Annotated in this window: 17 protein-coding genes; 7 read left to right on the top strand and 10 right to left on the bottom strand. The window is 73.7% G+C overall.

Annotation, left to right across the window (positions count from 1 at the left end; genetic code table 11):
• Positions 1-20: 20 nt before the first annotated feature.
• The 3 genes from OZ948_10540 to OZ948_10530 all read right to left on the bottom strand — a co-directional run bounded on the left by OZ948_10540 (position 21) and on the right by OZ948_10530 (position 3,026).
• Positions 21-569, bottom strand: coding sequence for a YkvA family protein (locus tag OZ948_10540; protein ID MEB2345172.1), 549 nt, complete (start codon positions 567-569; stop codon positions 21-23).
• Between the two features lie 31 nt (positions 570-600).
• Positions 601-1,962: a glutamate-cysteine ligase family protein gene (locus OZ948_10535; GenBank protein MEB2345171.1), complete on the bottom strand. Its 1,362-nt coding sequence runs from the start codon at positions 1,960-1,962 to the stop codon at positions 601-603.
• Positions 1,963-2,171: 209 nt separating this feature from the next.
• Positions 2,172-3,026 (bottom strand): peptidoglycan DD-metalloendopeptidase family protein, encoded by an 855-nt coding sequence (locus OZ948_10530; GenBank protein MEB2345170.1) that lies wholly within the window; start codon positions 3,024-3,026, stop codon positions 2,172-2,174.
• Between the two features lie 882 nt (positions 3,027-3,908).
• On the opposite strand from OZ948_10530, the gene OZ948_10525 reads away from it, so the two are divergent.
• Positions 3,909-5,309, top strand: coding sequence for a M20/M25/M40 family metallo-hydrolase (locus OZ948_10525; GenBank protein MEB2345169.1), 1,401 nt, complete (start codon positions 3,909-3,911; stop codon positions 5,307-5,309).
• Here OZ948_10525 and OZ948_10520 read toward each other — a convergent pair.
• The 4 genes from OZ948_10520 to OZ948_10505 are packed head-to-tail and all read right to left on the bottom strand — an operon-like array spanning position 5,306 to position 9,722.
• Positions 5,306-6,643, bottom strand: coding sequence for an aminotransferase class I/II-fold pyridoxal phosphate-dependent enzyme (locus OZ948_10520; GenBank protein ID MEB2345168.1), 1,338 nt, complete (start codon positions 6,641-6,643; stop codon positions 5,306-5,308). The two genes, OZ948_10525 and OZ948_10520, sit on opposite strands and share 4 nt — an antisense overlap.
• A 33-nt stretch (positions 6,644-6,676) precedes the next feature.
• A complete protein-coding gene (locus OZ948_10515) occupies positions 6,677-7,150 on the bottom strand; it encodes a GNAT family N-acetyltransferase (GenBank protein ID MEB2345167.1) in 474 nt (157 codons plus the stop codon).
• Complete coding sequence (locus OZ948_10510) at positions 7,147-8,133, bottom strand: hypothetical protein (GenBank protein ID MEB2345166.1); 987 nt, start codon at positions 8,131-8,133, stop codon at positions 7,147-7,149. The genes OZ948_10515 and OZ948_10510 overlap by 4 nt, the downstream gene beginning before the upstream one ends.
• Entirely contained in the window at positions 8,133-9,722 is a 1,590-nt protein-coding gene (locus OZ948_10505; GenBank protein ID MEB2345165.1) for an FAD-dependent thymidylate synthase, read from the bottom strand. Before OZ948_10505 ends, OZ948_10510 begins: the two co-directional genes overlap by 1 nt.
• Positions 9,723-10,009: 287 nt before the next feature.
• Here OZ948_10505 and OZ948_10500 point away from each other — a divergent pair, with 287 nt between their 5' ends.
• The 6 genes from OZ948_10500 (at position 10,010) to tatC (ending at position 16,421) form a co-directional block, all read left to right on the top strand.
• Positions 10,010-11,983, top strand: a complete 1,974-nt coding sequence (locus OZ948_10500; GenBank protein ID MEB2345164.1) for a hypothetical protein — start codon at positions 10,010-10,012, stop codon at positions 11,981-11,983.
• Between the two features lie 33 nt (positions 11,984-12,016).
• Complete coding sequence (locus OZ948_10495) at positions 12,017-13,384, top strand: sigma-54 dependent transcriptional regulator (GenBank protein ID MEB2345163.1); 1,368 nt, start codon at positions 12,017-12,019, stop codon at positions 13,382-13,384.
• A 250-nt stretch (positions 13,385-13,634) separates the two neighbouring features.
• A complete protein-coding gene (locus tag OZ948_10490; protein MEB2345162.1) occupies positions 13,635-14,846 on the top strand; it encodes a response regulator in 1,212 nt (403 codons plus the stop codon).
• A 122-nt stretch (positions 14,847-14,968) separates the two neighbouring features.
• Positions 14,969-15,292 carry a PilZ domain-containing protein gene (locus OZ948_10485; GenBank protein ID MEB2345161.1) on the top strand — a complete coding sequence of 108 codons (324 nt, stop codon included), beginning with the start codon at positions 14,969-14,971 and terminating at the stop codon, positions 15,290-15,292.
• A 42-nt stretch (positions 15,293-15,334) separates the two neighbouring features.
• A complete protein-coding gene (tatB, locus tag OZ948_10480) occupies positions 15,335-15,652 on the top strand; it encodes a Sec-independent protein translocase protein TatB (GenBank protein MEB2345160.1) in 318 nt (105 codons plus the stop codon).
• On the top strand, positions 15,645-16,421 hold the full coding sequence (gene tatC / locus OZ948_10475; GenBank protein MEB2345159.1) for a twin-arginine translocase subunit TatC: 777 nt from the start codon (positions 15,645-15,647) through the stop codon (positions 16,419-16,421). Before tatB ends, tatC begins: the two co-directional genes overlap by 8 nt.
• Before the next feature lie 24 nt (positions 16,422-16,445).
• On the opposite strand, the gene OZ948_10470 is transcribed toward tatC, so the two are convergent.
• From OZ948_10470 to OZ948_10460, 3 genes are read right to left on the bottom strand one after another with little or no spacing between them, the layout of a single operon-like run.
• A complete protein-coding gene (locus tag OZ948_10470) occupies positions 16,446-16,994 on the bottom strand; it encodes a biotin/lipoyl-binding protein (GenBank protein MEB2345158.1) in 549 nt (182 codons plus the stop codon).
• Complete coding sequence (gene accC, locus OZ948_10465; protein ID MEB2345157.1) at positions 16,991-18,523, bottom strand: acetyl-CoA carboxylase biotin carboxylase subunit; 1,533 nt, start codon at positions 18,521-18,523, stop codon at positions 16,991-16,993. Before accC ends, OZ948_10470 begins: the two co-directional genes overlap by 4 nt.
• A gap of 10 nt (positions 18,524-18,533) precedes the next feature.
• The gene (locus OZ948_10460; protein MEB2345156.1) at positions 18,534-20,084 is read right to left on the bottom strand and encodes an acyl-CoA carboxylase subunit beta; all 1,551 of its coding nucleotides are present in this window, start codon (positions 20,082-20,084) and stop codon (positions 18,534-18,536) included.
• Positions 20,085-20,089 lie beyond the last annotated feature (5 nt).

The raw sequence follows: 20,089 nt of genomic DNA, 5'->3' as shown, positions 1-20,089 counted from the left end.
GCGGTGGGCTCGCGGGGAGTCTACCACCAGGAGAAGGGGCGCTCCTTCTTCTTGCGGTCCACCTCGCTCCGGATCTTGCGCCGGTAGTCGGCGAGGCGCTGCGGGAGGCGCTGGCGTGCCACCGTGGTCCAGGGGCGCTGCTCGGCACCGGTGCGGAAGCGGCGGAACTGCCGGTAGCCCCACAGCTCGTGGCGGAACTCGCTCTCGAGCATCTTCATCATGATCGCGTCGTCGAGGAAGCCCAGGCCCGGGACCTGGTCCGGGATCAGGTCCTCCGGATTCGCGAAGTACGAGAGTGCCGCCAGCACCTCGGTGCGGGGCGCCTTGGGCAGCTCGTAGTCGGGGTCCTCGAGCATCTGCTTCAGGTCTTCGAGGACCGCCACCGCCTCCTGCACGAAGCTCGGCGTCTTCTTCGCCTGGCGGACCCGGTCGACCAGGTGCTGGACCGCCGCCAGCACCTGGGCGGCGTCCTGGTCGCTCACCTGCTTGCGGGCGTTCCGGAACAGCTTCCGGAAGTAGGCGATGTCGCCCTCGTCGAGGCTGAACGAGATCTTGAAGTGCTGCGACATCGGGGCCTCCGCCGCGTGGCAGGGGACTCTATCAGTAGCGTGCGTGCTCGATCAAGCGCATTGGCAGGCCGCCCCAGGCGCCCTGCCAGCACCGGAGCACCTCCTCGCCGGGGCTGGTTCCCCGCGCAACCACCGCCTCGAGCGGCTCCAGGTAGCCCGTCTCGTCGATGCCCGGCGGCGCCTGCCGGCGCAGCCCCTCGCGCGCGATCGCGACCAGCTCGCGCGCCAGCGGCAGCAGGGGACCGCGGGGCGCCCGGGCCCCGAGGCCGTGCTTCGCCACATCGAGGTGTACGTCGTCACGCTCCACCGGGCTCCAGGGCGCCAGTGCGCCAGCCGCGGCGCGCGCCTCGTCGTCGTAGAGCAGCCCCTTCCAGAGGGCTGGCATCGCGCAGAGCAGGTCGGGGGGCACCGCGTCGGCGTTGCGGATCTCGAGGATGCGCTTGATCCGCACTTCGGGGAAGAGCGTCGTCAGGTGGCGATCCCAGTCGGCGAGCGTGGCGCGCTCGCCCTCGAAGCCCTCGCGCCAGAAACGCCGGAAGCTCATGCCACCCAGCGCGTGATAGACGCCCTCGCGCACGAGGAAGAACATCGGTACGTCGAGGGCCCACTCGGCGTAGCGGCGGTAGCCGAAGTCCGGCTCGAAGGCGACCGGCAGGAGGCCACATCGATCCGGGTCGGTGTCGCGCCAGATCGCCATCCGGCGCGAGACGAAGCCGGCCGGGCGCCCCTCCCACAGGCTCGAGTTCGCGAACAGCGCCGAGGCGATCGGCGTCACGGCGAGCGCCGTGCGCAGCTTCGCGACCAGGTCGGCCTCGTCGCTCCAGTCGTAGCTCGCCTGCACCGAGGCGGTGGCGTGCATCATGTCGAGGGCCAGCCGGCCGCGCGCGGGCAGGTACTGGCGCATGATGCGATAGCGCTCGCGGGGCACGCGGGTGAGCTCGCCGAGCTTGTGGAAGGGATGGCAGCCGAGCCCGAGCCAGGCGATCCCGAGCGGCTCCGAGACGCGGCGCAGGAAGGCCAGGTGCTCCTGGAACTCCGCGCAGACCTCGGCCATCGCATGGAGCGGGCGGCCGTTCTGCTCGAGCTGTGCGCCGGGCTCGAGCGACACGCTGCCGGGCCCGTCGAGGCCCATCGCGTGGCCGTCCTCCTCGATCACGCGCCAGGCGGGCTCGGACGGCTCGCGTGCGATCCGGCGCAGCAGGTCCTCGACCCCGCCCGGGCCGTCGTAGGGCACCGGCTGGACCCCCGGCAGGCGCACGCCGAGCTTCTCGTGCTCGACGCCGAGCCGCCAGCGCGCGCGCGGCTTCTCGCCGCTGCGGAAGTACGCGACCAGGTCGTCGAGCGACCCGATCGGGCGCTCGAGCTCGGCCGAGGCCTCGCGATCGAGCGTCACGGGGTGTCGGCCTCCTCGGGCAGCCACCCCCGCCCGCCGGGCGCAGGCCCGGCCGGGGCGAGGCGTGTGCGCAGGGGCTCGGGCAGCGAGGCGGCCGGCTCGGGTCGGGCCGCCGCGCGGGGGGCGTCGCGCATGGCGCGAAGCGTGGCACACGAGCCGAGCAGCCGGTAGAGGACGCGGGCGGGCGGCACCCCGGGCGGTGCGGCGGCTCAGAGCGCCTCGTCGGTGGCGACCAGGCGCTGCGCCGGCCCGAGCTGGGCCAGGCGCGCGTCACGGACCGTCTCGAAGTCCTGGCGCTGGCGTGCCGCGATGCGGTCGCCGGTGGGGATCCGGGTCGAGGCCGGGTTCACGAACTGGCCGTCGCGGGTGATGCGGAAGCACACGTGCGGGCCGGTCGAGAGCCCGCTCGAGCCGACGTTCCCGATCACCTGCTTCTGCTGGACCATCTGCCCGACGCGCAGCCCGCTGGCGAAGCGCGAGAGGTGGGCGTAATAGGACTCGTAGCCGTCGGCGTGCTGGATCTTCACGAGCCGGCCATAGCCGCCGAGCCAGCCGACGTGCGTCACCCGGCCGCTGGCGACGGCCCAGACCGGGGTGCCGGCGGGGGCGGCGTAGTCGATCCCGGGATGGGGCCGGGTGCGGCGGAGGATCGGGTGGAAGCGGGCCTGCGTGAAGGCGGAGGTGATGCGCGTGTACTTGACCGGCGCCGCCAGGAAGGCCTCCTTCACGGAGCCCCCGTCGGCCCGGTAGTAGCTGCCGACACCCGGAGCCGTCTCGTAGTAGATCGCCTCGTGGGTACGCCCGCCGCTCGTGTAGCGCGCGGCCAGGATCCGCCCCGGACCGACGTAGCGCAGCCCTCCCTCGCCGCCCTCGCGAGCCACGTAGTTGCGCTCGTAGAGGAGCTGGAACTCGTCGCCGGGCCGGGTGCCCTTCGCGAAGTCCACCTCCCAGGCGAAGATGCCGGCGAAGCGCGCCGCCAGCTCCGCGCGCTCGCCGAGATCCCCGATCGCGTCGTGCAGGGTGGTGGCCACGATGCCGGCGAGGCGCGCCTGCTGGCGCACCATGCCGCGCTTGGCGCCGCGCGCCTCGAAGCCGCCGCCGGTGCGCGCCACCAGCTCGTAGTGCTCGTGCGCGGAGACGTCGTAGCGGAACGAGAGCAACGCGCCGCCCTCGGCGCGCTCGAGCCGGTAGCGGTGGCCCGGGCGGGCACGGCGGAAGTCGAAGTGGGGCTTCAGCTCGCGCACGATCACCGCCGCGGTCGAGGCCGCCACACCGTGGCGCGACAGGGCCTCGACCAGGGTGTCGCCTGCCTCCAGGCGGTCCTCGACGACGGGGCTCGGCACGGGCGGAGCGGCCACCTCGCCGAGTCCGCTGGTGGCGGCGAGCGCGCGGGCAGCGGGGTCGTGCGGGGCGGGAGCCAGCGCCGGCGGCGCCGGGGTCGCGAGGGCGCCGAGCGATGCCTCGAGCTCGGCCCGTGCCGTGGCGAAGGCGACGAGCGGAGGGGGCGCGCCGGTCGTGGCCAGCAGGTCGACGACGGGCGGTAGTACGATCGGAGCCGCGGCGGCCGGCGGCATCGCGCTGACCGGAGCCGGCGGCGCCACCGGGGCGGCGGGCGGCGTCCGCGCCAGGGATCCGGCGGCAAGCCAGGCGAGTGCGGCGCCGGCGGCCAGCGCCACGCCGGCCGCCGAGAGACGTCGCGTGCGGCGCTGGGACCGCTGCCGCTGCGTCTCCCGCAACACTTCCTTCAGGACGTCGTCCGACCAGACGTCCAAACAGCCCCTCCTGGCCCGTGAACGTGGGCGCTACTGTTAGCCGATCGGTCGGGACGGCGTCGTACTGTAAGTGACAGGGCGTCATACGCGCGCGTGCTGCGCGCGATCTTCCGGAGAACCCGAATTCACCGCCCCGGCATCGACCAGATCGCTCGTTCGCTCTTGTTGCTGGGGGTGATCGCCCTCGCAACCCCCGCGCATGCCATCTGGCCCTTCGGCCGCGACGACCCGGATTCCGGGGGTGACCTCGGGAGCGCCGCCGCCGCCCTGCTCTCCCGCGCGATCCAGCTCGACACCGTGAACCCGCCCGGGAACGAGCGGCCGCTCGCGGAGCTGCTCGTGAAGGTGGCTTCGCGGGGTGGGCTCGAGGCCCGCCTCCTGCCGACACCGGGTGAGGACGCCGGCCGCAGCCGCGCCGCTGCGTGGGCACGGCTTCCCGGCAGCGGCAAGCGGCGGCCCGTGATCCTGCTCTCCCATCTCGACGTCGTTCCCGCCGACGGCGAGGGCTGGGCGGTCGGCCCGTTCTCGGGGCTCGTGGCCGGCGGCTACGTGGTGGGCCGCGGGGCACTCGACGCGAAGGGCGTCGCGGTCGTGCACCTGCTCGCGATGCTCGAGCTGCGCCGCCGCGGGGTGACGCTCGGGCGCGACGTGATCCTGCTCGCGACGCCGGACGAGGAGGCGGGCGGCCGCGACGGTGCCGGCTGGCTGGTCCGCAGCCATCGCGACCTGCTGGGTGACGCCGAGTACCTGCTCACCGAAGGGGGCGGGATCCTGGTCGGGGAGGGCGGCGAGCCGAACGTGTGGGGCGTCGGGATCGCCGAGAAGGGGCCCTGCTGGGTGCGACTCGTCGCCCGAGGTACGCCGGGGCACGCCTCGACGGCCGGCCCGAGCGGCGCGGTCCCGCGCCTGGTCGCGGCGCTCGAGCGGGTGCGCCGGATGCCGGCGCCGTTGCGGGTGGTGCCGACCGTGGCGGACATGTTCGCCGCGCTCGCGCCGATGGCGCCACCCGAGGACCGGGCCGGCTACGCGGACCTGGCGGACGCGCTGCACCACGATCCGGCCTTCCGGCAGCGCTTCCTCACCGACGGCGCGCGCGCGGCGCTGGTGCGCAACACCGTCAACATCACCGTGCTCGAGGCCGGCTCGCACACCAACGTCGCGCCCGAGGAGGCGCGGGCGGACCTCGACGTGCGGCTGCTCCCGGGCGAGAGCTGCCACGCCTTCCTCGACCAGCTCGCCGCGCAGATCGCCGACCCCGGCATCCAGCTCCAGCCGCTGCTCGCCTTCGAGCCGCTGGCGTCCCCTCCCGACACCGATCTGTTCAGGGCGATCGAGCACGTCGCGCTCGAGATCGACCCGAGCGCGCTGGTGGTGCCCCGGGTGATCGCGGGCTTCACCGACGCGCACTGGTTCCGCGAGCTCGGGATCGTCTCCTACGGCTTCGTCCCGCGCTGGCTGCCGCCCAGCGAAACGCGCGGCATCCACGGCCCCAACGAACGCGTCTCGATCGAGAACCTCGAGCGCGGCATCGACGCGACCGTGCGGATCCTCACCGAGCTGGGCGGCAGGCCCTAGCTGCTTCCCGGGTCCTGCAGCTCCCGGATCGCCTGGTCGAGGGTCGCGAAGAGCGGCTCGATCTGGTCGAGCTCGAGGCAGGAGAAGGCGACCCGGATGTCGGTCGGGCTGGTCGCGACGAGGCCCGTCTGGTGCCGCTCGAGCAGGTGCACCCGCAGCGTCTCGGCGTCGACGCCCTTCACCTTCACGCACATGAAGTAGCCGCTGTTGAAGGGGTAGGGGTCGAAGGTCTCGCGGAAGGCCGGGCGCTGCACCACCTCGTGGACGCGCGCCGCGCGCGCACGCAGGAGCTCCGCCTTCCCCTTGCGCTCGTCGGCGATCGACGCCGTCTCGAGCGCCTTCTCGACCAGCGTCTGCGAGAGCATCGGGCTGTTCGAGAGCGCGCCGCGGATCGCTCCACGCGCCTTGGTGTCGAGCACCTCGCAGACCCGCTCGGCGCTCGCCGGATCGCCGGGGCCGAAGCTCACGAAACCGCAGCGCAGGCCCCAGACGAAGAGCTCCTTGGTGGCGCCGTCGAGCTTCACCGCCAGCAGGTTCGGGTGGCGCCCGACCAGCAGGCCGAAGAGCGACTCGGTCATCGACTCGGCGCCCAGGTGGTAGAAGAGCCCGAAGTAGGCGTCGTCGGTGACCGCCACGATCTTCGTGCCGCGCGCCGCCTGCGCCGCCAGCGCGTCGGCGATGGCGCGCCCTTCGGCGGGGGTCGGCATGTAGCCGGTCGGGTTGTTCGGGAAGTTGAGGAGCACGACGAGCTTGTCGCGACCCCGCGCCTGCTCCTCGAGCGCGCGCGTGAGCCCTGCCACGTCGAAGCCGCCGCCCGCGTAGAAGGGATAGGTGACGATCTCGGCCCCGAGCCGCACCTCGTAGGTGAGCCGGTAGTTGCCCCAGAGCTGGTCGGGGAGCAGCACGCGATCGCCTTCGCCGACGAACAGGTCGCCGACGAGCGCGAGGCCATGGGTCAGGGCGCTGGTCGTGATCGGCAGGCCCCAGACCTTGCCCCGGAGCGACGGGTTCTCGGCGAGGATCTTCTCGCGCCAGCGCTCGCGCAGCGCCGGGCGGCCAGCCGGCGGCGCGTAGTTGTAGGCGTCGTTCGGCGCGATCCCGTCGAGGTGGCGGTGCATCGAGGGCAGGTACATCGGGGCCCCGCCCTCGGTCGCGATCCCGATCGTCGCGTTGAAGCGCGTGCCCTTCTGCTTCGCCTCCGCCGACTGCGAGAGGATGCCCTTCGGGAAGTAGAGCCGGCGCCCGAGCGGCGAGAGCATCGCGAGCACCTCGGGGGCGGCCTGCGCGAGGCGCTCGTTGAGCTCTTGGGCGAGGGGGAGGGTCTTGAACGCCACGGAGGGGCTCCTGGATCTCGGGAGCCGGTCAAGCTACAGCCGGCGATCGAGCACGTCCACGAAGTCCGCGAAGCCGAGCGCGCGCCAGAAGGCCTGGCCGGCGGGGTTGCGCGCCGCCACCCGCACCTCGATCCGGCGCGCGCCGCCCGCGGCGGCCCAGGCCAGTGCCGCGGCGACGAGCGCGCGGCCCGCTCCCCGCCGGCGCGCCGCCGGCGCCACGGCCAGCTCGGTGATCTCGACCCGCGCCCGCTCGCGCGCCGCGGCCGGCGCGGGCCGGCGCTGGGCGGCACAGAAGCCGGCGACGCCCTCCGCACCCTCCCAGACCCACAGGGCGGCCGCGGGATCCTCGAGGATGCGCGCGGCCTCTGCCGGCAGTCCGGCCTCTGCGCCGGCCTCCAGCGCGAAGGCGGGATCGAGCGCCGCGTGCTCCTCGACGAGCGCCGCCCAGAGCGCCGCCACCGCGGCCAGGTCGGCGCGCCGCGCGAGGCGCGCGGCGCCCGTGCTCAAGGCTGGAGCTGCCCGGTCTCGAGCATGCGCTGCACCTCGGCGACGCTCTTGCCGTCGTCGAGGAGCGCCCGCTCGATCTTGCGCGTGAGGCTCTCGACCTGCGGCGCGAGCACGCGGGGGTCCTCGCCCTGGGCGCGGATCGCGGACTCGACGTTCTCGCGGATCGTCTGGCGCGCCTGGGCGCGATCGACCGGTGCGCCGGCGCCCTCGCCGAGCTGGACCTGCGCCGCAAAGGCGGCCGCCACCTCCTCCTGGCTCACGACGCCCTGCTGCACCGCGCGGTCGAGCAGGACCTTGCGCTGGCGCTCGGACTGGTCGCTGCTGCCGACCGCCGACGCCTCGCCGGAGCGGATCATGCGGAAGCGTCCCACGCGGGTGCCGTCGCGCTCGAAGCGGCCCGTGATCTCGGAGCCGTCTGGCGCGACCTGCTCGGCGCGGTACTCGGTGCGGCCCTCCATGGCCTCGGCGCTCGCGCCACCGAGCGAGTCCTCGCGCACGAAGACGGGAAGCCCGCCGGGATCCTCGATCGTCCAGTCCTCGGTGTAGGAGATCACCGAGGCGCCGCCGGCCGCGAGCGCGCTCGCGCCCGAGGCGAGCGTGCCGCCCTCGCCCGGGCGCAGGGTCTTGGTCTTCACGCCGCGGGCGCTGTTCACGGCGAGCCCGTCGCGGATGTCCGCGAGCTGCGCCGGGCTCGGCTCCCAGGCCGCCACCACGCGCGCCGCGCGGTTCCCGCCGAGCCCCTCGAAGCGCCCGGCCTCGTCCTCGAAGACGACGATCGAGTACTCGGTCCACTCGAGCGCGTCGCCCGCGCGCTGCAGGCGCCAGACGCGGTCGTCCCAGCGCCAGGCCTCCGGCTTGCTCGACCCGGCGTCCTGGTAGTGCACGAGCACGTACCAGGTGCCCGCGAGGTCGAGGGCGGCAGCCGGCGTGGCGGCCGCCAGCAGGGCGGCGGCCAGCGCCGCGGCGAGCCCGGAACGCCTCATCAGATGCTCCGCTCGACGTCGGGGAAGCTGCGCCAGACGGGCACGCCGCAGAAGTGGCTGCCCTCGGTGCAGCGCGGCCTGGCGAGGCCGTCGCGCACGAAGCACGGAGGCCCCACGTGGCGCACCAGCTCGGGGTGCAGCGCGCGCACCTGGGCCAGCTCGTCCAGCGAGGCCTCGTAGATCTCGCGCTGCGCGTTGAAGCAGGTGCGCATCGTCCACTTGTGGAGCAGGTGCAGGAGCGAGCCCGACTCCTCGAAGCGCACCGCCAGCGCGTTGGGCAGCACGTAGAGCGCGAGCTCCGGCGTGGCGCCGAGCGCCAGGAGCCGCGCCCGGGCGTCCCAGGCTGCCTCCACCGCCTCGACGAAGAGCGCGTGGCAGCCCGGGTCACCGCGGATCAGCTCCGGCTCGACGACGTCGACGGCGGCCGGCACCGTGCGCGAGAGCAGCGGCCGCGACCCCGGCACCATCCGGTGGCGCTGGTCCTGCGAGTCGGCCGTGTGCGAGAGCTTCTTGCGGAAGGTGTAGTGCGCGTGCTCGAGCGCGCGCATCACGGGGGCGTGGGTCGAGACGTTCAGGGTGTCGAGCCGGTACGGGTTGCGCGCCGGGTCGAGGGCCAGCGCCAGGGCCTCGGGGTCCGACAGCTCGGGACGGCCCAGCACGTGGCGCACGGCCTCGGCCACCACCTGCGGCGCGCGGGCGCCCCAGTCGACGAGCAGCGAGCGGCGCCCGCCGAGCGCGGCGTCGAAGGCGGCGGCCGCGGCGGCGTCGCCGACGCGCGCCGGCGCCGTCCGGCTCTCGACCACCTCGTCGCCGGCGCGCGGGGGGTCGCCCACCTCCGAGAAGAAGGCCGGGTCGACGCGCTCCACCAGGGCGACCATGCGGCCCACCACGTCGCGCGCCTCGTCGGGCGCGTCGCTGGCGGCGGCCATCCGGCGCAGGCGGTGCAGCACCAGCCCCGAGACCGTGTAGACCATCGCCGTGTGGCAGGCGATCGGGATCACGTAGCGGGCGGTCTCGATCGCCTTCTTCTCGGCCTCGCGGGCGACGTCGCGCGCGAAGGCCGTCTGTTTGCGCCGGTCGAGGCGCCAGAGCCCCGACAGGATCCCGCGCGTCACCGGGACCAGCCGCTGCGTCAGCTCGCGGTACGCCTGCCAGGCGCGCTCGATGGCGCCCACGTAGAGCTCGCGCGCCTCGCCGCGCAGGGCGGGCGGGACGTGCGCGCGCGGCTCGTCGAGGCGCACGTAGCGCTGGCTCTGCTGCTCGGTGTTGTAGAAGGGAAAGGCGTGCAGGAAGCACCAGACGAGCTGGCGCGACACCCCCGAGAGCGAGAACTCGAAGGTTGCGTGCTGGTACACCGTGTGGTGTCCGCCCTGGAAGGTGAGCGGGCCGATCTGGCGGCGCTGGCGGGCCGTGACCTCGCCGGCCTCGATGACGCGCGGCGAGTAGCAGGTGCGGGCGGCGGCGATCGCGTCGTCGTAGGGGCGCTCGAACCCGTTGCGGAGCCGGACCTCCGGGCCACCGTCGCGGACGGACGGGGCCGGATCCGCGCCGGAGCCGAGGACTTCGCTCGCGCCGTGGAGTGCCGCCATGGGGTTGGCGCCTACTCTGGCAGAGCCCCCCACCCCCAGCAAGGAAGCTCCCGCGCGCTTCCCACTTTGGACAGCTCCCTGCCTCCGCGCGCGCAGCGAGCCCGGGGCCGGGCACGGCGCGACGGTCGCCGGCCGGAACCGACTTCCGCCGGGCGCGACAGACCTTGGGCGAGGCACTGCACCCGAGCTGCGGATCGCGCACTCCCGCGCCACCCTTGGCACGCGGCTTGCCCCGGCCCCGAGGCGAGCGCTGCGCTCGCGGATCGTCTGTTGCGGAGAATGCGGAAGTGGCGGCGAGGCTGTGGATCGTGCACCGCGACCCCCGGTGGCGCGAGGCGCTGCGGCGACTCGTGGGCGGCACGCCGCTCGTCGCCGACCCGGGGGAGGCAGGCGCGCTCGCCAGCGAGCCCGCTCCGCGGGCCGTGCTGCTCGGCGCCAGCGGCGACTTCGAGGTCGAGCTCGCCTGGGCGTACGGCGCCGCCGCGCGCCTGGCCGGCGAGTCCGCGCGGCGCGGCGGGCCGGGTCCCTCCTGGCTGATCCTGGCCGAGCCGCGCGACGTCGCGGAGGCGCGCCGCCTCTTCGACGCGCTCCCAGCCGAGGTCGTCACGGTCACCAGCGACGCGCGCGAGCTGCGCGAGCGGCTGCGCGCGGCGCTCGCGCGGCGCGGCGCCGCCGCGCTCTCCGAACGGAGCCGGCGCGAGGCGCTCGCGGCGCGCTTCGAGCGCTGGCTCGGGGACCTCGACGAGAGCGCGCTGCTCGCCGCGATCGACCCCGCCCGCCGCCAGCTCCCGCTCCTGGTACGCGGCGAGGGCGGCACCGGGCGGGGACTCCTGGCCCGGACCCTGCACCTCCAGGCGGGCCTCGGCGGCGCGTCGCCCGGCGCCTTCGCAAGCGTCACGGGCGCGCACGGGCTCGAGCCCGCCGCGTTGCTCGCCGGCCTGGTGCCGGAGTCGCCGGGGCCGGCGGGTGTGCTCACCGTCTGCGTCGAGGCGGCCGACGCGCTCGATCCCACGGCCCAGCACCGGCTCGCCGGCTGGATCGAGGACGGCCCGCCGCCCGGGGCGCTGCCGGCCGCCGCCGTGCGCTGGATGGCAACCGCCGGCGACCCGGCCGTGGAGGACCGGCTCGAGCCCGCCCTCGCGAGCGCACTCGCGGGACTCGTCGTGCGCATCCCGCCCCTGCGCGAGCGGCCCGCCGCGATCGACCGCATCGCGGCCGGGACGCTTCGGGCCTGGGGCGCCCTGCGCCCCGCCGGCCGGCCGGTCCCGCGCTTCGCCGACGACGCGCTCGCGGTGCTCCACGCCCACGCGTGGCCCGGCAACGCCCGCGAGCTCGAAGCCGTCGTCCGCCGGACGCTCGCCACCGCCTCCCGCGACCCGATCCCCGCCAGCGAGCTCGTCTTCGAGTCGCTCGGCGAGGCCTGCGCGAGCGAGTCGCAGCCGCCGGCACCGGCACCGGCAGCCGGAGCGACCCCGCAGCAAGCGAGCCCAGCGAGCGCGCAGCGAGCCGCAGGCGAGCGAAGTCATGAGGACGCCAGCGCGCCGGCGACGAGTGCGAGCGCCGGTGCTCGCGCGCCCTTGGTCACCTCCGAGCCCCTCGCGGCCGCCCCTCCTTCCGACCCCGCGCCCATCCGCCGCCTCGCCGCCGCCGTCGCCCACGAGGTGGGCAACCCGCTCGTCGGCATCCGCACCTTCGCGCAGATGCTGCCGGGCCGCTTCGACGACCCCGAGTTCCGCGCCCAGTTCGCCGAGCGCGTCGAGGCCGACACGCGGCGCATCGAGGCGGTGGTGGAGACGCTCGCGCGGCTCGGCTGGCTGCCGGCGCCCGCGCGCGAGCCGGTCGACGTGTCGGCGCTGCTCGCCCGCCTGCTCCAGCTCCAGACCGCGCGCGTCCAGGAGCACCGCCTGGTGGTGCTCGAGGAGCTCGACCGCGAGCACCCGCTCGCGCTCGGGGATCTCGAGCAGCTTCGCTTCGCGCTCGGCCTGCTGCTCGAGGAGACGCTCGCCTCCCTGCCCGACCAGGGGGACCTCTACCTCGGGACGCGCCACCACGGCGGCGAGGGCACGGGCGCCGCCCGGCTCCGCGTGCTCCTGCGCTCGCGCGGCGCGGGCACGACGCCGGACCTCGCGCTGCGGATGAGCGAGAACACGCTCGCGGTGGCGGTGGTCGAGGCGGTCGTGCGGGCCCATCGCGGCTCGTTCGCCGTCGAGCCCGGAGAGCCCGGCGAGACGCTCGTGCTGATCGAGCTTCCCGCGCCCTGACCCCCCGGACGCGGCGCGGTACCTTGCGCCGCCATGGGACGGGTGCTGGTGGTGGACGACGAGCGCGGCGTCCAGGAGTCGCTGCGCCTCCTGCTGAAGGAGGAGCACGAGGTCGCCACGGCCGGCAGCGTCGAGGAGGGGCTGCGGGCCCTCGACGCGGGCGGCGTCGACGTGATCCTCCTCGATCTCGTGATGCCCGGCCGCAGCGGCCTCGACATGCTGCGCGAGCTGGCCGAGCGCGGCGACAGCCCGCCGGTGGTGGTGGTCTCGGCGACCCGGGCGGTCGCGGCCGCCGTCGAGGCGATGAAGCTCGGCGCCGCGGACTTCGTGACCAAGCCCTTCGAGGTCGAGGCGCTGCGCATCAAGGTGCGCCAGATCCTGGAGCACCGGGCGCTCGAGCAGGAGGTCGTGCGCCTGCGCGACGAGGTGGCGGGCCGCGCGCGGCTCGGGCGGCTGATCGGGCGCAGCGAGGCGATGCGGCTCGTGTACCGCAGCATCGAGCGGCTGGCGGAGTCGCGCTCGAACGTGCTGATCAGCGGCGAGAGCGGCACCGGCAAGGAGCTCGTGGCACGCGCGGTCCACGAGCTCGGGCCGCGCCGCGAGGCGCCCTTCGTCGTCGTGAACTGCGCGGCGATCCCGGACACGCTGCTCGAGAGCGAGCTGTTCGGGCACGAGAAGGGCGCCTTCACGGACGCGCGCGAGCGGCGCATCGGCCGCTTCGAGGCCGCCCACGGCGGGACGCTCTTCCTCGACGAGATCGGCGAGCTGCCGCTCGCGGTGCAGGCGAAGCTCCTGCGCGCGCTCCAGGACCGCACGATCGACCGCGTGGGCTCGACCCAGCCGATCCCCGTGGACGTGCGGGTGGTGGCGGCGACCAACCGCGATCTCGAGCAGGAGGTGGCCGCCGGGCGCTTCCGCTCCGATCTCTACTACCGGATCCACGTGGTGCCGATCGTGCTGCCCCCCCTGCGCGAGCGGCGCGAGGACATCCGACTGCTCGCCGAGACCTTCCTGGCCCGGGTGCGCGCGGACGCGGGCCGTGGCCCCGCGCGCATCGCGCCGGCTGCGCTTGCCGCGCTCGAGCGCCACGCGTGGCCCGGCAACGTGCGCGAACTCGAGAACGCGATCGAGCGCGCGGTGGCGCTCGCCGACGGGGAGGCGCTCGGGTTCGCGGATCTGCCCCAGGAGATCCAGCAGGCAGCCCGCGGGGACGTCCTGCGCGAGGAAGTCCGGGCCGGACGCCTCGACCTGCCCGCAGCCGTCGCCCGCTTCGAGACCGAGCTGATCCGGGAGGCCCTGACGCGAACCGGAGGAAACCAGACCCGCGCTGCCGAGCTGCTCGGCCTCACGCGCCGGGTCCTGAAGCTCAAGATGGACGCCTACGCGATCGGCGGGGACTGAACGGACCGGGACCCGTGTTCGGTCTGGAACGCCGTCTCTTTCCCATCGGAACCGCGGACTTGGGTGCGCCGGCAGCAAGTGGCTGTTCCTGGCGGAACGATTCCCGAACGCCGCGTCAGCCCCGGTGGCCTCATGGAAATCCCTTCTACTCCAGTGGGTTGACCTTTCTCCTGCACATCCTTCCGAGGTTGGCACGGCGCTTGCGGAAACCCCGCCGGGTCGCACGCGAGGCCAACCCCGGAGGCTCCCCGTGTCCGATCGGAGCAAGCACCGAGCCACCGTCCTGGTGGTGGACGACGAACGCGGTCCGCGCGAGTCGCTCCGCATGATCCTGTCGCCGGCGTACCGCGTGCTCGCGGTCGGCAGCGGCGCCGAGGCCGTCGAGGCGCTGCGCGCGACGCCGGTCGACGTCGTGACCCTCGACCTGGCGATGCCCGGCCTGCGGGGCGCGGAGCTGATGCGCAAGCTCCGCGGCGAGTTCCCCGACGTCGAGCTGATCGTGATCACCGGGCAGGGAAGCATCGAGTCCGCGACCGAGGGCATCCGCTGGGGAGTCGCGGACTATCTCCAGAAGCCCTTCGACGTGATGCAGGTGAGCACGGCCGTCCAGCGTGCCCTCAGCCGCCGGCGCGGGCGGACCCGCCTGGTGCAGTTCCTGGAGGATCTCGGCGACCTGGTCGGCCGTGACGCCGACGTGCGGAGCATCCTCGAGCGGGTGGAGGGGAGCGCGGATCTGCGCGGGCGGCTCGGCGAGCTGCTGGCCAGGCAGGTCACCGAGCTGCCGCCCGCGGACAGCTTCGACGCGGACCGCGTGCTGCCCTTCTTCGAGCGCCTCGCCCAGACCGTGGAGGGACAGGATCCCTACCGGCGCGGCCACGGCAGGCGCGTCGCGTTCTTTGCGACCCTGCTCGCAGATCGCCTCGGCCTCCCCGACGAGCAGAAGCGGGCGACCCGCGTCGCGGCCTTCCTGCACGACGTCGGCAAGATCGGCGTGCCCACCGACCTGCTCGTGCGCCGCGGCGAGCTCTCCGAGATGGAACGCCGCATCGTCGAGCAGCATCCCGAGATCGGGGGCCGCCTGCTCGAGCCGCTCGGGCTCGGCGAGGGCGTCGTCGCGGCGGTCCGGTCCCACCACGAGCGCTGGGACGGCTGCGGCTATCCCGACGGCAAGGCCGGCGAGGCGATCCCGCTCGGCGCCCGCATCGTCCAGGTGGCCGACGCCTTCGACGCGATGACGAGCGACCGCCCCTGGCGCCGAGCGCGCACGCAGGGCGCCGCGCTCGCCGAGCTGCGCCAGGAGGCGGGCCGCCAGTTCGATCCGGCGCTCGCGAAGGAGCTCACGGCGCTCGTCGAGAGCGGCGCGTGCGACACCGACCTCGAGCTGGTGGCGGTCGCGGTCGGAGCCGCAGCCGCCGGGACGCGATCTTCGGCCGGACCGTCGGCGCTGCGGAACGCATGGTGAGCAGAGGGGGGCAACCGATGCGCGGAGCAGGGGGTCAGCTCGCGTTCGATTTCGGGGGGAGCGCGGGCACGGGAGGGTCGTGGACCGTTCGCAGGGTGCGGCGGGACGCGACCGTGCGACTGGTGGAGTACGCTCCGTTCCCGCGGGTCCATCGCGACCAGCAGTGGCGGCACGGCTTCACCCTCGATCTATCGCCGCGGGGCCTGTGTGTCCGGGCGAAGGTCGTCGCGCCCATCGGCTCCCTGCTCCGCATCATCGTCCGCAGCGTCGACGGGCGGCCGTCCCTCGACGCGGTGGCCCGCGTGGCGTGGATCGCGCACGCGCCGGGCGCGCACCCGCGCATGGGCCTCGAGATCGTGGCCGCGCGCGACCGCCGGCCGATCACGGTACCGGCCGCGGACGGGGGTGCGTTGATCACGGGGGGGCCCGTCGCCCTGGCTTCCTGACCCCTGCCTGCCGTCCGTCGAGGCGACCGCTAATTTGCCGCCATGTTCGGCATCGGGATGACGGAGCTGCTCGTGATCCTCGTCGTGGCCCTGATCGTCTTCGGGCCGACCAAGCTGCCGGAGCTGGCGCGCTCCCTCGGGCGCGCCATGCACGAGTTCCGGCGCGCCTCGAACGACCTGCGCGCGAGCTTCAACGAGGCGATCGAGCCGCCCCCGCCCCCGCGCCCGGAGCCGCCCCACCCGGCGTCGGCGATCCCGCCCCCGGCGGCCGCCCCCGCCCCGCTCGACCAGCCCGCGGCCGAGGCAGGGCCTGCCGGGCAGGCGGCTCCGCCGCCGTCCTCCTCGCCCGCGAATGGATGAGACCCGGCTCCCGCTGACCGAGCACCTGGCCGAGCTGCGGCGGCGGATCGTGCGCGCGCTGCTCTTCTGGGTGGCCGGGACGGGGGTCGCCTGGTGGTTCCGGGAGGCGATCTTCCGCGAGCTCCTGCGGCCCGCCGTCGCGGCGCTCGCGCGCGAGGGCGGCCACCTCCAGGCGATCGCGCCCGGCGAGATCTTCTTCACCTACCTGAAGGGCGCCGCCCTGGCCGGCTTCGTGCTGGCGCTCCCCGGCGTGCTCTGGCAGGTGTGGGCCTTCATCGCGCCCGGCCTCTACCCGGGCGAGAAGAAGCTCGCGGTGCCCTTCGTCCTGACCTCGACGCTGCTCTTCGTGGCGGGTGCCTTCTTCGGCCACCGGTTCGTGTTCCCGGCGATGTTCACCTTCCTCGGCGAGTTCGAGAGCGAGTTCGTGCAGGCGGCCTGGAGCATGCGCGAGGTGTGGTCGATGACGACCAGCATGTTCCTCGCCTTCGGCGTCGCCTTCCAGCTCCCCGTCGTGGTCTTCTTCCTGGCCAGCGCCGGCATCCTCACGGTGCGCCAGCTCCTCCGCTACTTCCCCTACGCGATCCTGATCAACTTCGTGATCGGCGCCGTGCTCACCCCGTCGCCCGACTGGGTGAGCCAGAGCATGCTCGCCGTCCCGATGTGCGTGCTCTACCTGCTCGGGGTCGGCGTCGCCTGGCTCTTCGGCGGCAAGCGCGCGCGCGGCACGTCCGGCGAGAAGCCGGACGCGGGAGCCGTGGCGCGGGTCTGAAGGCGGCCGGTGGCCGGCGGCTGCTCAGGGGCTCGCGTCTGCCGCGGGCGGTCCGGGGCCGGCGGGCGGCTCGACCACGAAGAGGAGCGCCCCGCTCTCGACGGTCTGGCCCTCGGCGACGCCGATCTCGGTCACGGTGCCGTCGACCGGCGACTTGATCTCGTTCTCCATCTTCATCGCCTCGAGGATCACGACGCCCTGTCCCTCCTGCACGCTCGCACCGACCGGCGCCGAGATCTTCACGACCTTGCCGGGCATCTCGGCCTCGACCCGCTGCGGGCCGCTGACCGCCGCCTTGCCCGTCGCCGCCAGGAGGCGCGAGCGCTCGTCGAAGGCCTGGAGGTGGAGGAGCTGGCCGCCGACGAGCACGTCGAAGCCGTGCGCGCCGGTCTCGTCGATGATCACCTCGAACTGCCGGCCGTCCTCGAGGATCGAGAAGATCGTCTTGCCGCTGCGGGCTGCGTCGACCTGGACGGTGCGGCCGTCGAGCGTCACCTCGTAGGCGTTCTCGCCGAGCTCCCGGAGCTCGACGCTGTGGGTCTCGCCGCCCTTCTCCGAGACCTCGTACTTCACCGGAGGCTCCCCCGCATCTGGCTGCGGCGCCCGAAGCTCTTCCAGGGATCGGCGCCGGCCGCGGCCCCCGTCGTGGCGGCCGTGGCCGCGCGCGCCTTGTCGCGCTGGTAGGCCGCGATCGCCGCCATCATCACGGCGACGCGCCGCGCCTCCTTCGCGTCCTCGCCGAGCGGGCGCGGGTCGCCCTTGCCGCCGGCCAGGTGCTGGTCGATGAAGCCGGTGTCGTAGCGACCGGCCAGGAACACCGGGTGCTCGACCACCTTCTGGTGGAAGGGGATCGAGGTCTTGATGCCCTTCACGACGAACTCGCGCAGCGCGCGGCGCAGCCGTTCGATCGCCTCCTGGCGGTCGCGGCCCCAGACCACGAGCTTCGCGACCATCGGGTCGTAGAAGACCGTGACGCGCGCGCCCTGGTAGACCCCGCTGTCCACGCGGATCCCGGGCCCCGCCGCCGGCCGGTACACGGCGATCTCGCCCGGCGAGGGCACGAAGTTGTTGTCGGGGTCCTCGGCGTAGACGCGCGCCTCGATCGAGTGGCCGCTGATCGCGAGGTCCGCCTGCGCGAAGGGCAGCTTCTCGCCGGCGGCCACCCGGATCATCGTCTTCACGATGTCGACGCCCGTGATCATCTCGGTGATCGCGTGCTCCACCTGCACGCGCGTGTTCATCTCGAGGAAGTAGAAGCGGTCGTGCTTGTCGACCAGGAACTCACAGGTGCCGGCGCCGACGTAGTTCACGGCCTTGGCGGCGGCAACGGCTGCCGCGCCCATCTCCGCGCGCAGCTCGGGGCTGATCCGGTTGCCCGGCGCCTCCTCGATCACCTTCTGGTGGCGGCGCTGGATCGAACACTCGCGCTCGAAGAGATGGACGGCGTTGCCGTGGGCGTCGGCCAGGATCTGGATCTCGATGTGGCGCGGCTCCTCGACGAACTTCTCGACGTAGAGCGAGTCGTCGCCGAAGGAGCTCTTCGCCTCGGAGCGGGCGCGCGCGACGGCGCCGGCCAGCTCCTTCTCGGCCTTCACGAGCCGCATCCCCTTGCCGCCGCCGCCGGCCGCGGCCTTGATCATCACGGGCAGGCCGATCTTCTCGACCCAGACCGCCAGCTGCTCGTCGCTGAGCCGCTCGGTCGTGCCCGGCACGATCGGAACGCGCGCCTTCTCCATGGTCTGGCGGGCGGTGACCTTGTCGCCCATCGAGCGCATCACCGCGCCGCGCGGGCCGATGAAGACCACGCCCTCCTGTTCGCACAGGTCGGCGAACTCGCCGCGCTCGGAGAGGAAGCCGTAACCGGGATGGATCGCCTCGGCGCCGGCCTGCTTCGCGACCGCGACGATGCGCTCGCCGATCAGGTAGGACTCGCGGGCCGGGGGCGGGCCGATCGGGTAGGCCTCGTCGGCGAAGCGCACGTGGAGCGCGTCGCGGTCGACGTCCGAGAAGACGGCGACGGTCTTGATGCCCATCTCGCGGCAGGCGCGCATCACGCGCACGGCGATCTCGCCGCGGTTGGCGATCAGCACCTTCTGGAACATGCGGGCCCTCTCAGAGCGGGATGTTGCCGTGCTTCTTGGGCGGGTTCTGGTCGCGCTTGCTGGCGAGCATCTCGAGCGAACGGATGATCTTGATCCGCGTCTCCTCGGGCTTGATCACCTCGTCGATGTAGCCGAGCTCGGCGGCCTTGAACGGGTTCGCGAAGGTCTCGCGGTAGTCCGCCTCGAGCTCGACCCGGCGCGCCGCCGGGTCCTGCGCGTCCTGCAGCTCCTTGCGAAACACGATGCTGACGGCGCCGTCGGGCCCCATGACGGCGATCTCGGCGGAGGGGAAGGCGAAGTTCACGTCGGCGCGCGTGTGCTTCGAGCTCATGACCACGTACGCCCCCCCGTAGGCCTTGCGCGTGATCACCGTGACGCGCGGCACGGTGGCCTCGCAGAAGGCGTAGAGCAGCTTGGAGCCGTGCGTGATGATGCCGCCGTGCTCCTGGTCGACGCCGGGCAGGAAGCCGGGCACGTCCACGAAGGTGATGATCGGCAGGTTGAAGGCGTCGCAGAAGCGCACGAAGCGCGCCGCCTTGCGCGAGGAGTCGATGTCGAGGACCCCCGCGCGGTGCGCCGGCTGGTTGGCCACGATCCCGACCGAGCGCCCCCCGAAGCGCCCGAAGCCCACCACGATGCTCTTGCCGAAGAGCGGGTGCACCTCGAGGAAGTCGGCCCCGTCCACGACGAGCTTGATCAGCTCCTTCATGTCGTAGGGCTTGTTCGGGTTGTCCGGGATGATGTTGCGGAGCGCCGGCTCCTGGCGGTCGGCCGGGTCCTCGGTCGGGACGAAGGGGGGGTCCTCGAGGTTGTTCTGCGGGACGAAGGAGAGCAGGTTGCGGATCAGCGCGATGCACTCCTCCTCGCTGTTCACCGCGAAGTCGGCGACGCCGCTCTTCGAGGCGTGCGCGAGCGCGCCGCCCAGCTCCTCGGCCGACACCTCCTCGTGCGTCACCGTCTTGATCACGTCCGGCCCGGTGATGAACATGTTGGAGGTGTTCTTCACCATCAGGATGAAGTCGGTCATGATCGGGCTGTAGACGGCGCCGCCGGCACAGGGGCCCATGATCGCCGAGATCTGCGGGATCACGCCCGAGGCCAGCACGTTGCGCGTGAAGACCTCGCCGTAGCCGCCCAGCGACACGACGCCTTCCTGGATGCGCGCGCCGGCGCCGTCGTTGAGCCCGACGAAGGGCGCGCCGGCCTTCATGGCGAGGTCCATCACCTTGCAGATCTTCTCGGCAAAGGCGCCCGACAGGCTGCCGCCGAAGACGGTGAAGTCCTGCGCGAACAGGAACACCAGCCGGCCGCCGACCTTGCCGTAGCCCGTCACCACGCCGTCGCCGGGGATCTTCTGCTCCTGCATCCCGAAGTCGGTGCAGCGATGGACCACGAAGCGGTCGGTCTCGACGAAGGTGCCGGGATCCAGCAGCAGCTCGATGCGCTCGCGGGCGGTCAGCTTGCCGGCCGCGTGCTGGCGCTGGATGCGCTCCTCGCCACCGCCCAGCGTCGCGCGAGCGTTCAGCTCCTCGAGCCTCTTGAGGTTGGAGTCGATCGACATGTGCG

This window comes from Deltaproteobacteria bacterium, from assembly GCA_035063765.1.
Classification (GTDB): Bacteria; Myxococcota_A; UBA9160; order UBA9160; family PR03; genus CAADGG01.
Note: the sequence above shows the minus strand (reverse complement) of the source record. Positions and strands in the feature narration are given on the sequence as shown.